Annotated in this window: 10 protein-coding genes and 8 tRNA genes; all 18 read right to left on the reverse strand. The window is 40.4% G+C overall.

Annotation, left to right across the window (positions count from 1 at the left end; translation table 11 throughout):
* Nucleotides 1-9: 9 nt before the first annotated feature.
* Nucleotides 10-1,293 (reverse strand): histidinol dehydrogenase, encoded by a 1,284-nt coding sequence (gene hisD, locus PaeCFBP13512_RS19885; RefSeq protein ID WP_137225562.1) that lies wholly within the window; start codon nt 1,291-1,293, stop codon nt 10-12.
* An 89-nt stretch (nt 1,294-1,382) separates the two neighbouring features.
* Nucleotides 1,383-2,015 carry an ATP phosphoribosyltransferase gene (gene hisG, locus PaeCFBP13512_RS19890; RefSeq protein WP_069325839.1) on the reverse strand — a complete coding sequence of 211 codons (633 nt, stop codon included), beginning with the start codon at nt 2,013-2,015 and terminating at the stop codon, nt 1,383-1,385.
* 45 nt (nt 2,016-2,060) lie between these two features.
* A complete protein-coding gene (locus PaeCFBP13512_RS19895; protein ID WP_069325840.1) occupies nt 2,061-3,263 on the reverse strand; it encodes an ATP phosphoribosyltransferase regulatory subunit in 1,203 nt (400 codons plus the stop codon).
* Between the two features lie 311 nt (nt 3,264-3,574).
* A complete protein-coding gene (locus tag PaeCFBP13512_RS19900) occupies nt 3,575-4,789 on the reverse strand; it encodes an acyltransferase (RefSeq protein WP_137225564.1) in 1,215 nt (404 codons plus the stop codon).
* A gap of 124 nt (nt 4,790-4,913) precedes the next feature.
* A complete protein-coding gene (locus tag PaeCFBP13512_RS19905; RefSeq protein WP_137225566.1) occupies nt 4,914-5,447 on the reverse strand; it encodes an acyltransferase in 534 nt (177 codons plus the stop codon).
* Nucleotides 5,444-6,097 carry a pyrophosphatase PpaX gene (gene ppaX, locus PaeCFBP13512_RS19910; RefSeq protein ID WP_137225568.1) on the reverse strand — a complete coding sequence of 218 codons (654 nt, stop codon included), beginning with the start codon at nt 6,095-6,097 and terminating at the stop codon, nt 5,444-5,446. Before ppaX ends, PaeCFBP13512_RS19905 begins: the two co-directional genes overlap by 4 nt.
* A gap of 7 nt (nt 6,098-6,104) precedes the next feature.
* Nucleotides 6,105-7,160 carry a prolipoprotein diacylglyceryl transferase gene (gene lgt, locus PaeCFBP13512_RS19915; RefSeq protein WP_083243291.1) on the reverse strand — a complete coding sequence of 352 codons (1,056 nt, stop codon included), beginning with the start codon at nt 7,158-7,160 and terminating at the stop codon, nt 6,105-6,107.
* Between the two features lie 12 nt (nt 7,161-7,172).
* Complete coding sequence (hprK, locus tag PaeCFBP13512_RS19920) at nt 7,173-8,111, reverse strand: HPr(Ser) kinase/phosphatase (RefSeq protein ID WP_069325844.1); 939 nt, start codon at nt 8,109-8,111, stop codon at nt 7,173-7,175.
* 360 nt (nt 8,112-8,471) lie between these two features.
* Complete coding sequence (locus PaeCFBP13512_RS19925; protein ID WP_069325845.1) at nt 8,472-9,602, reverse strand: ABC transporter ATP-binding protein; 1,131 nt, start codon at nt 9,600-9,602, stop codon at nt 8,472-8,474.
* 284 nt (nt 9,603-9,886) lie between these two features.
* Nucleotides 9,887-11,056: a PucR family transcriptional regulator gene (locus PaeCFBP13512_RS19930; protein WP_241669442.1), complete on the reverse strand. Its 1,170-nt coding sequence runs from the start codon at nt 11,054-11,056 to the stop codon at nt 9,887-9,889.
* 154 nt (nt 11,057-11,210) lie between these two features.
* Nucleotides 11,211-11,283: transfer RNA gene (locus tag PaeCFBP13512_RS19935), tRNA-Lys, on the reverse strand.
* A 25-nt stretch (nt 11,284-11,308) separates the two neighbouring features.
* Nucleotides 11,309-11,393 (reverse strand) — tRNA-Tyr (locus PaeCFBP13512_RS19940).
* Nucleotides 11,394-11,410: 17 nt separating this feature from the next.
* Nucleotides 11,411-11,486: transfer RNA gene (locus PaeCFBP13512_RS19945), tRNA-Phe, on the reverse strand.
* Nucleotides 11,487-11,524: 38 nt separating this feature from the next.
* Nucleotides 11,525-11,600 (reverse strand) — tRNA-Asp (locus tag PaeCFBP13512_RS19950).
* Nucleotides 11,601-11,628: 28 nt separating this feature from the next.
* Nucleotides 11,629-11,704: transfer RNA gene (locus PaeCFBP13512_RS19955), tRNA-Thr, on the reverse strand.
* A 6-nt stretch (nt 11,705-11,710) separates the two neighbouring features.
* Nucleotides 11,711-11,786, reverse strand: a tRNA-Val gene (locus tag PaeCFBP13512_RS19960).
* Nucleotides 11,787-11,797: 11 nt separating this feature from the next.
* Nucleotides 11,798-11,874, reverse strand: a tRNA-Met gene (locus tag PaeCFBP13512_RS19965).
* A 62-nt stretch (nt 11,875-11,936) separates the two neighbouring features.
* Nucleotides 11,937-12,028 (reverse strand) — tRNA-Ser (locus PaeCFBP13512_RS19970).
* Nucleotides 12,029-12,128: the final 100 nt, after the last annotated feature.

The raw sequence follows: 12,128 nt of genomic DNA on the forward strand, positions 1-12,128 counted from the left end.
GGTCAAAGCTTAACCTTCTTGTTCCAAACGAATCGCGATTGCGCGTGCATGACCTTCTAATCCTTCATGGCGAGCTAACTCCATAATCGTATTCCCATTCGTTAACAATGCTTCTTTACTATAATAGATCATACTTGATTTTTTGATAAAATCATCGACATCTACAGGGGAAGAAAAGCGCGCTGTTCCATTGGTCGGAATAATATGATTCGGTCCAGCAAAATAATCGCCTACTGGTTCTGAACTGTAATTTCCGAGGAAAATCGCTCCTGCGTTTTCGATCATACCTACATAATTCATCGGTTGTTCGACCATAATCTCCAGATGCTCAGGAGCAAGTCGATTGACTACATCAATACCTTCTGCGATCGTTTCTGTCACAATAATTGCTCCATGATTCTGAATCGAAGCATTAGCAATAGTTTGACGAGGCAATGTTTCTAATTGTTGTTGCACTTCTGAAGCTACAGCAGCTGCCAGCTGTTCAGAACAAGTTACTAGAATGGCAGAAGCCATCTCATCATGTTCCGCTTGAGACAACAAGTCTGCTGCAATATAAGCTGGATTCGCATATTCATCTGCTAGTACAACAATTTCGCTTGGGCCTGCAATGCTATCAATATCAACAACACCGTACACTTCCCGCTTCGCCAGTGCAACATAGATATTACCCGGTCCGCAAATTTTATCCACCGGTTCTATACTTTGAGTACCATAGGCTAGTGCCGCTATCGCTTGAGCTCCACCGACACGATACATTTCAGTCACTCCTGCTTCTGCTGCGGTGACTAGAATATAAGGGTTAATTCCTTCTTTACCACCTGTTGAAGGAGGGGTCACCATCACGATCTCTGGTACACCTGCCACTTGAGCTGGAATCACATTCATTAGTACAGAAGAAGGGTAAGCTGCTTTTCCACCGGGAACATAGACACCGACACGTTTGAGCGGACGAATGATTTGCCCTAATAGACTTCCATCCGGTTGTAGATCCATCCATGAGTTACGTTTTTGCTTTTCATGAAATTGACGAATATTATGAGCCGCCGCTGTAATCGCTTGGACAAAAGAAGGTTCTACTTCTTGATAAGCTGCTTGTAACTCTTCATCGGTTACACGCAGCAAGTCTGCTGTTAGGTCTGCACCATCGAACTGCTTGGTATACTGTAACAAAGCTTGGTCTCCAGTGTGCTTGATATCTTGCACAATTTGCTTCACAGTTGCATTTTGCTCTGGTGATCCATAATCCACTTCTCTTCGCAAATCAAAATCTCGTGCAGATACGATCTTCACTGTTATTTCCCCCTTATCTGTCCCACTGTGTTCTGTTTATCTAGGGTGTAATATATCCATCTATACAGATTACTTTATATTTATTCAAGTCATGTTGGCTCTGGAATCACCCGTTGCAATTGATCGCATAGCTGTTGAATTTCTTCATTTTTCATCCGATAACTGACACGGTTAGCAATCAAGCGACTGGTGATACCAAATAAAGTCTCCATTTCAACTAATCCGTTTTCGCGTAATGTTTCTCCCGTTTCGACCATATCTACAATACGATCAGCAAGACCAATCATCGGTGCAAGCTCGATCGAACCGTTTAATTTAATGACTTCAACTTGTTGCCCTTGCTCCCGGAAATATTGAGAAGCCACATTTGGATACTTGGTAGCTACACGTTGCTGAATACCGGGCTTCCAATCCGGTAGACCAATTACAGACATCCGGCAACGAGCTATACCCAGATCCAATAATTCGTATACTGCTCGATTTTCTTCAATCAGTACGTCTTTACCAACAATACCGATATCGGCAACTCCATGTTCCACATAGATCGGTACATCGACTGGCTTGGCTAGAATAAATTCCATACCCACTTCAGGTAAATGTACAATTAATTTCCGTGAATCATCGACATCTAAAGGAACCTCAATCCCTGCTTTACGAAAAAGCTCTGCTGCCTTTTTATAGATACGCCCTTTTGGCATCGCAACTTTAAGAATTTGTGTCATAGAAGGGTACATCTCCCTGTTATTTACTGTATATCTGATTACGTTTTAGATAGAAATGATTTGTCCATCGGTAAAACGAATTGTCTGACTATATTTTACTGTTAATGGATGAGTATCCGCAGATGGTTCTAGTCTGTGAGTCGCTTCGATATGTTCAGTGATCACAATTTTGCCTTGACGACGAAGTTCTGTAGCATGTGCGAATGCTTCACGTCGACTATTTACATCATAAGCGATCAGTACAGGCGCTTCTTCTTGTGGTAAAAGAAGATTAACCCCGTCCAGTATCCGATTCGTTTTCAAAGCAAATCCTGTAGCAGCTACAGGTCTTCCGAATTGGGTAAGCAGATTATCATACCGTCCTCCACTACATACAGGAAAGCCCAGCTCTGCTGCATACCCTTCAAATACCATACCTGTATAATACGAAAAGTCTCCGATCATCGTTAAATCGATCATCACATGCTCAGATACGCCATACGCTTCTAGCACTTCCCATACTTTGCACAAATGCTGAATCGAAGCGATAGCACGTGGATTACTACTTAACGCTGTCGCTTGACGACAAATATCTTGCGCTCCACGCAAACGAAGCAATCCTTCTAATTCTTGGCGCTGTTCTGAAGACAATTGAAAATGTGCTAACTGTTCTCGGAAGCCAACAAAATCACGATTAAGCAACGTTTCTTTCAGTGCTTCTTGTTCGATCGTTTGATCCGGTAATACTTCTTCCAATAAGCCTGTCAAAAACCCAACATGTCCGAGTGAAATTTTGAATGTTTCTACTCCTGCTGCTTGCAATGAAGCAATCGCTAAAGCAATCACTTCTGCATCTCCTTCAGCTGAATCATTTCCTACTAATTCTGCACCGGTTTGAAAAAATTCTGTCTCCCGTCCCGCTTTTTCTTCAATCGAGCGGAACACATTGGCATGATAAGACAGACGAACAGGTAATGATTCTTCTTTTAAAACAGAACCCATTACACGAGCGATCGGTGTAGTCATATCCGAACGTAATACCATCGTTGTTCCACGGTTATTTAACATTTTATATAGTTTGCGATCTGATGTAGAACTAGCTACACCAACCGTATCATAATATTCCATTGTAGGCGTTATAATCTGACGATAGCCCCACTCAGACATGCAGTCCAGTACATTGCGTTCAATATGACGCAATTTGGTTACAACATGCGGTAGATAATCACGTACACCTGCGGGCTTTTCGAATCCTTTGGGCTTGGACAAAACAGTCACCTCTAATTGATCAATATTTTAACGCTTTAAAGTGTTACTTTGCTAATAAAGTAAAGGATATTGGATATAATAACACAAATCGATATCGACCGTCAACGCAACTTTACCTGTAAATATGTATTCCAAAGTAGATGGGTTTATCAGATTTTTATATTTCTAATTGTATCATTAACCATACGATCAACCTAACTAATCCTAGCTAATCATATCTCACATTATTTCCCGGAAAATAAAAAAACCACCTTAGCTTTAAAGGTGGTTTTGCACATACAGACTTCAACTGAATCATGTCATGACAACTGTTAGGGACTTGGTCTTTTCACAGCGTCTGTTTTGGTTGTACGACTATTTGATTTTGCTTGTTTTTTGTTTTTGTGTCGTCCAGATAATGAAGCTGGAATACTGCCTAGCAATACCCATGAGAACGATACTCTTCTAAAGACCATTTGTACGAAGACGGCTGAAATGATTAATGCACATAACATTCCGCCATAGATCCAGATAAAATAACCTAATGTGCCTAATGTAAGAAATTCTCTTGTTTCACGATAGTAAGCCAATACAAATGGATGAACTAAATAAATCGCAAACGATAATTCTCCTAATCGGCGCATAATCGCTAATACCCATTTGGGCGCTATCCGATTAAGAATAAAAGCAGAGTGAAGTAATACTAATGAAGATAACATCGTATATACATTCCACATCAGTTCATAAACTAACGAATCTAACCATTCATTGGTCATACGAGCACTATACCAGATTTGTACATAGATCAATCCAGTAACTAGCCAAGTACCCCACAACAATATCGTACTAACTCTTTGCCTTTCAGACATGTCTGTCCATTTGCTCATGAGCCATGCACGAAATGGTTTGAAATAAATCGCTACAAATGCACCCATCATATAGTAAGAGAAATACGAAATCGCCAGACTGCCTTTTGTAGCATAATGAAGATCGTACTTATTCCAGATTACGAATCCCCACTGCAAAGCAAGCCCGATTGGAATCGCCCAACGTGCTACCCAACGCTGACTTTTCAGCAAAGCAAGCATAATTGGAAATAGAAGATAGAACTGCACACTAATAAATACAAAATACAAATGAGTATAGGCAGAACCATGAGTGATCGCATACCAGTAATCCCCTAACAATTGAAGTGGGGGATCATCTAATTGACCACGCTGAGCAAGCTTATACCAGAAATATAAAGCCGATATCAAAACATACGGCAACAAAATATAGAGCATTCTTTTTTTATAAAAGCTCCCGATTAGTTTGCCTGTAAGTGGTCTGTCATAGTAATTATAAAACAATACAAAACTACTCAAAAAGATAAATGAAGGTGTTCCATACTTAAAGAAAATATTTAGAAAATTAAACAGATAATAAATCGACGTATTCATCGCTTCTGTCGTTGCCACCGATGTAGAATGAACATGCAGTACCCCAATAATGGCAATCGCACGGAAGAAATCAAGCTGTGTTAGCCGTTCCTTCTTTATTTGATTCAATGTAAAAGCATCCCCTTATTCTTTAAAATGGTACATCAATATGATGCAATATTTCGACTTATTCTGTTCCCGAACAAGTCCAGAAATGCTGCGCTCTTGTACCACAACGCTCTTGTAAAGCTATTTAATGCAGTAGATCTTCGTCATTTGTAAGATTTATCGTATTCTCTGGATTGCGTCTAGTTAAGACACGCAACGGATTACCACCAACAAATGTACCTGCGGCTACATCTGTATGCACAACCGATCCAGCAGCAACGACTGCACCATCACCAATCGTAACACCTGGCAAAATCGTAGTATTTGCTCCAATCATCACTTCATCGCCAATCACTACATTCCCTAAGCGATATTCACGAATTAGATATTCATGAGCAAGAATCGTTGTATTGTATCCAATTACCGTATTCGTCCCAATCTTTATTTTTTCTGGGAAAAATACATCCACCATCACCATCAGTCCAAAAGCCGTATCTTTGCCGACTTCCATATGTAGCAAGTGGCGGTAAATCCAATTTTTCCATTCCAAGATTGGACAATACCGCGCAGCTTGAATACATATAAAGTTCCGAACGCCTTTCCACGGGCTGACTGTGCGATAAATCTGACGCAAGGCATTAGGTCCCTCTTTGACAGGAAAACGCTCGGTTTTTCTCATCGATCGACCGTATCGCCAAGCACCAATTCATATAGATCACTCATGCTGTGCAAAATATACTGCGGGTGATACTTGGACAGCTCTTCCTCACCTTTAAGCGACCAGGCAACAGCCGCTGACATTACACCTGCTGCTGATGCAGACTGCAAATCGGCAGGACTATCACCCACCATCAGTGTACGCTCAGGAGAAGAACCTAGAGCTTCCATAGCACGTTCAATCGGTTGAGGATGAGGCTTGGTATGCTCAACATCATCCTGTGTAATAATCACCTGCATAAATTGGTCCAATTGAAACATTTCCAATACTTTGAGCGTATTCGGACGAATTTTGGTTGTCACTACACCCAATTTAATCCCTGCTGCTTGTAAACGTGTTAATACTTCGTTCACTTCTGGAAAAGGAGCCACCATCGCATCATGATGAATCGCACTATACTCACGATATGCTGTAACATAAGAAGTTACATCGTCCACACCTGAAAAAGCACGTAGTTGCTGTTCCAAAGTTAATCCCATATGAGGAATAATCTGTTCTCTAGTTAATGGATTCAATCCATTACTTTCCAACGTATTGATAAACGAAGCAATAATCAACTCATTGGTATCTACAATCGTTCCATCCAAATCTAATAAAACCGTATCAATCATAAATTCACTACTCCTTGCGTTCATTGTGAATCTTATCTTCTTTTGGATGATCATATCTATCTTTAGCAGTAGATGATGAATCAACCGTTGGTGCTGAAGAAGATCCTGTAGCTTTATCGTGTTCTGTGTCTACTTCATGTTGAGCTACTTTAGATGACACAATAGGATCACTATAATGCTCTTTAGATAGACCTGCACGACGACGAATAATGATTAACAGAATAGCCGCTACAATCAAGATAAGCGATAACAATTGGGATACTCGGATATTTCCGTATCCTGGCTCAATCGCTCCCTGTTGGAATCCAAACCATGTCATTGGAGTCCAAAGACCATTTACAATAGCAACTAACCATTGTGGACCTTCAAAAGTAAGACTATCTGTACGAAGTGCTTCAATAAAGAAGCGTCCAATTCCATACCAGATCAGATACGAGAAGAAGATCTCTCCACTACGTACGAAAGCACGACGGCGTAATACACATAAAGCAATTACACCAACAAGGTTCCAGATCGACTCATACAAAAAGGTAGGATGATGGAACACACCATTCACATTCATCTGATTGACGATAAAATCAGGCAAATGAAGATTACCTCTTAAAAAAGATTCTTCTACAGGGCCACCATAGGCTTCCTGATTTACAAAGTTCCCCCAACGCCCAATCGCTTGTCCGACAAGCAAATAAGGTGCACATAAATCCATAATTCGCCAGAAGCTATATCCTTTTTTACGTGTATAAATGATCGCACAAATAATCGAACCTATTAATGCACCATATATAGCGATACCGCCATTCCAAATTTTAAAAACATCCCAAAAGTTATCTCTATAATCCGGCCAGCGAAATGCTACATAATAGATACGTGCTGCAATAATAGCGGAAGGAACACCGAATAGCACCAGATCCATAAAAAATTCTTGTGGAATCCCGAATCGACGTCCTTCACGAATTAATAGCAATAACCCGACTAATGCGCCGGTACCTAGAATTAATCCGTACCAGTGCACCTGAAGCGCTCCGATTGAGAAAGCAATCGGGTTAATTAATGATGTCCCCATGTAACACTCTCCTTAGTCCAGTTCATCCAGATCTTCAGCAATCGTTTCCGTTAATTTATGAGTAAATTGCAATGCTGCATTATAACCCATACGTTTTAAGCGGAAGTTCATCGCTGCCACTTCAATAATAACAGCTAGATTTCGTCCTGGACGTACTGGAATCGTTACTAAAGGTACATCTGTATCAATAATACGTGTCGTTTCCTCATCCAATCCGATACGATCATACTGTTTCTCTTGTTGCCATGCTTCTAAGCGCACGACCAGAGTAATTCGTTTGTTGTTACGAATCGCACCTGCACCAAACAAAGTCATTACGTTGATAATACCGACTCCACGAATCTCAAGTAAGTGACGAATCAATTCAGGAGCTGTACCATGAAGCTGATTATCCGAAGTTTGACGGATTTCTACCGCATCATCGGCAATCAAGCGATGTCCACGTTTGACGAGTTCTAGAGCTGTTTCACTTTTACCAATACCACTACTACCTGTAATCAGCATCCCTACACCATAAAGGTCTACCAATACACCATGAATCGTAGCCGTTGGTGCTAATTTTTTCTCCAAAAAGCCTGTAATACGGCTGGATAAAATCGTTGTCGCCAGATTGCTACGTAAGACAGGAACATTATGCTCTTCACTGCTCGCAATCAACTCTTCAGGTACTTCAAGTCCACGTGTAATTACAAGACAAGGTGTCTCATCATTACAAAGGCGCTTCATACGATCTGCTTTTTCTTCATGAGTTAACATTTTGAAAAACGCAAGTTCAGTTCTACCTAGAATCTGTACACGTTCTGTCGGATAATATTCAAAATACCCCGCCATTTCTAATCCTGGTCGGTTCAAGTCATCTACCATAATATTTCGTTTTAAGCCAAGTCCTCCAGATACAACTTCAAGCTGGAACATTTGTACCAATTCTGAAACTTTCACATGTTTGGCCATTCTGTTCTTCCTTTCTCTAAGTAGGTTGCTTATCTTGTATGGTGTATTCTATGTGATTCATAATCCAAAGCCAAACGATCATCGCCAAAAAGATAGATTTTTCACAAACCATCCTTTTCCGCACTGTACATAATATGTCCAATGTACTCATCGTAATAGAAAATGCTAGTTAAATCAATTATATTGGCAGATTCACTTACAAATCTATAGATTGTTTACACGTCTAACTCTACTACATGTTCATTATCCGATATGCGCATTTTATCATAAAAAAAGACTTACCCTTCTGATCGAAACCAGAATAGTAAGTCTTTTATCGAATGTTCAATCAGAACTTCTTACGTTATATGATGTAACGGATTAAGAAGGATCTGTGTAGAACAAGTTATCTTGAGATTCTGTATCAAAAATATGAACTTTGTTCATATCAATAGCCATAGTTGCTGTAGCGTTATCACGAGTAGTGGAACGACCATCAACACGAGCAACAACAGTATCTGTACCTACACCGCTCAAGTATAGCAACATTTCATGACCCAAGTTCTCAGATACGTCTACTTTAGCTGTAAAAGCAGTCGCTGGAGAAGCTTCTAAGAATACAGGCTCTTCATGAATATCTTCTGGACGAACACCCAGAATCACTTCTTTACCTGTGAATCCTTGGTCTTTCAAGATTTGCGCTTTACCACCAGGGATAGCAAGCTCAACACCAGCAGCGCTGAATGTTAGACCGCCTGATTTTTCGGACAATGTACCACGGATAAAGTTCATTGTAGGAGAACCAATAAAGCCCGCTACGAACATATTACGTGGGTGATTGTACAATTCTTCTGGAGAAGCTGCTTGTTGAATAATACCATCTTTCATAACAACGATACGATCACCCATTGTCATTGCTTCGATCTGATCATGCGTTACATAGATAACAGTCGTTTGAAGACGTTTAGCTAGTTTAGTAATCTCAGCACGCATCTGACCACGAAGTTTAGCATCCAAGTTAGAAAGAGGCTCATCCATCAAGAAGACTTGAGGATCACGGACAATCGCACGTCCCAAAGCAACACGCTGACGTTGACCACCAGAAAGTGCTTTTGGTTTACGATCTAGCAAATGCTCGATATCGAGAATTTTAGCTGCTTCACGTACACGTTTTTCGATTTCGTCTTTTTTCACTTTACGCAATTTCAAACCAAACGCCATATTAGAATATACATCCATATGTGGGTACAAAGCGTAAGATTGGAATACCATCGCGATATCGCGGTCTTTTGGAGCTACGTCGTTAACAACGCGATCGCCAATGTACAATTTACCTTCTGAAATTTCTTCCAGACCAGCAATCATACGAAGAGTTGTAGATTTACCACAACCTGAAGGTCCAACCAGTACTAGGAACTCTTTATCCTTGATATCCAAATTAACGTCAATAACTGTTGCTTTGTCAGAACCCGGATATTTCTTGAAAATGTGTTCTAAGCGTACGCCTGCCATAATAATAGCCTCCCTGGAATATGAATGTCATTTTGTAATTAAAAGTGTAATAACGTTACATCATAGAGCATATGTCCTTGATCAATCCGTAGTCTGATTTGTAATATTGATTAGAGTTTACAACATCTTTTCGATAAGTTATAACTTCATTTCAATAGTAAAATCAGCTATGAATTACGGCTGCGAAGGTGATAACGATCGCCTATGTAACCGATTTCTTTTTCTATTATTATCTTACCCTAATCACGCCAAGACATCTATCGACAAACTATACAAAAAAATCATCAGCTTTTTGTCACTTTATACAATAGCAGTGTTAACTTCATCAAAACAGCGTCTTCAAACCGCCGTACATCCAATTCCGTCTCCTGCTTAATTTTGTCCAAACGGTACAATAATGTATTACGATGAATATACAATTGCTTTGCCGTCTCACTAACATTACAGTCCATTTTGAAAAAAGTCTCCAACGTAGCCACTGTCTCTTCATCAGCCAGCATATCTGAATATTGATCTGCTCTAGCTACAAACTCTGCACGGTCTTCATCAGGAATCCGGTACAATAGACGCTCCAAAGACAGTTCCCACGGTAGATGAATATGATCTTTAACATGAAAAAGTCTACCTAGAGTGACTGTTTCTTTCAATAGAGAGACTTCGGCCAGTAATCGTTCACTAGGAACAATCGGCTTGGATACACCAATATGAAATATACCTACCCATTCACTAGCAATCAATTCATACAATCCTAATGAAAAATCCATCAGTACATCTTCTTCCGTATCTTCTACTTCTATATCAGAGTCACGACCATGACTTTGTTTTAAATCAGAACTATCTTCAATCAGTTCACGATTTGTGAGGATAAACCATTCATTTGGGGATAATGGCAATAATAATACTTCTCCACCAAAATAACTATATAATAGCTTCTCTAATTCTTTGGTTGTAAGCACACCCGTCTGAAGACTATCCGCAATTAATAAAAAAGGAATCATCGAACTAGTTAATCTTTCTTTCAGAAGATACCCATCCGGAATACTCGCTTTTGACTGTCCTATATCTAACTGCTCTGTCATCCAAGTACTTAGCTGTTGTATCCCTTGTTCACGAATAGACAATGAAGAAGGCTGATTGGCTGTAGCCATAGATGCTGTAAATGCAGGTAACAATAATTCTAACAATGATCTAAGCTTAAGGATAACATGTTGATGATCACTATCGAGTGACTCTTCTGAATCTTTGGAAGTACTAGAAGCGTTTAAAGAAATAGCTTTCGGCTGAATCTGCCATAACGTAACTATATCAAGATCTTGCTTCACAGCGATCCATCCACTTTCTTCTCGACCCGCTCGATACGTACCTGATTCCCAATCTTTCACAGCCACAGACTGTTCTTTAATACGGTAATCTATGATTGATTCAATATGTTCTTTTAATGTACTCCAGTTCATATCATAAATTCCTTCCATAGCTAGAATCATACATTTATGGCTACTTATTATATGGATAAAAAATCAACATAATAAGACTACTCCATCAAATTATACAAAAAAGCAGACAAAACAAAAAGCACCCTGCTGATTAGCAAGATGCTTTTTAATATGATGAGTCATGAAGGGCTCGAACCTTCGACACCCTGATTAAAAGTCAGGTGCTCTACCGACTGAGCTAATGACTCATATTAAGTTTAAAGTAAATAAAACTGGTGGAGGCTGATGGATTCGAACCACCGAACTCGGAGAGAACAGATTTACAGTCTGCTGCGTTTGGCCACTTCGCTAAGCCTCCATAATGAATACAAAAAATGGTGGCTCGGGACGGAATCGAACCGCCGACACGAGGATTTTCAGTCCTCTGCTCTACCGACTGAGCTACCGAGCCATAACATATTCATTATATATTTTATTTAATTAAAAAAATGGCGGAACCGACGGGATTTGAACCCGCGATCTCCTGCGTGACAGGCAGGCATGTTAACCCCTACACCACGGTTCCAGGGTTATATAACTTTTTGAAATAAAAATGGTGCCGGCGAGAGGATTTGAACCCCCGACCTACTGATTACAAGTCAGTTGCTCTACCAACTGAGCTACACCGGCATATGGTGGTGGAGATTGACGGGATCGAACCGCCGACCCTCTGCTTGTAAGGCAGATGCTCTCCCAGCTGAGCTAAATCTCCAGGGATATGTATGGTAGCGGCGAAGGGAATCGAACCCCCGACCTCACGGGTATGAACCGTACGCTCTAGCCAGCTGAGCTACACCGCCACATTTAAAAACTAGTCTTTCATGATATGCTGTCCACTATTCTTATTTAACATAAGATCTAGTGGCGGAGAGAGAGGGATTCGAACCCTCGCACCGCTAACGCAGTCTAACCCCTTAGCAGAGGGTCCCCTTATAGCCACTTGGGTATCTCTCCATGTTAAATCATATACAGACAGGTTAGTTGCTCCCTGAAAACTGAATCCGAAAACTGAAACATCGCGTTTGTAGATTTTGGATAAGCCCTCGACCGATTA

Source organism: Paenibacillus sp. CFBP13512, from assembly GCF_005233705.1.
Lineage (GTDB): Bacteria > Bacillota > Bacilli > Paenibacillales > Paenibacillaceae > Saccharibacillus > Saccharibacillus nuruki.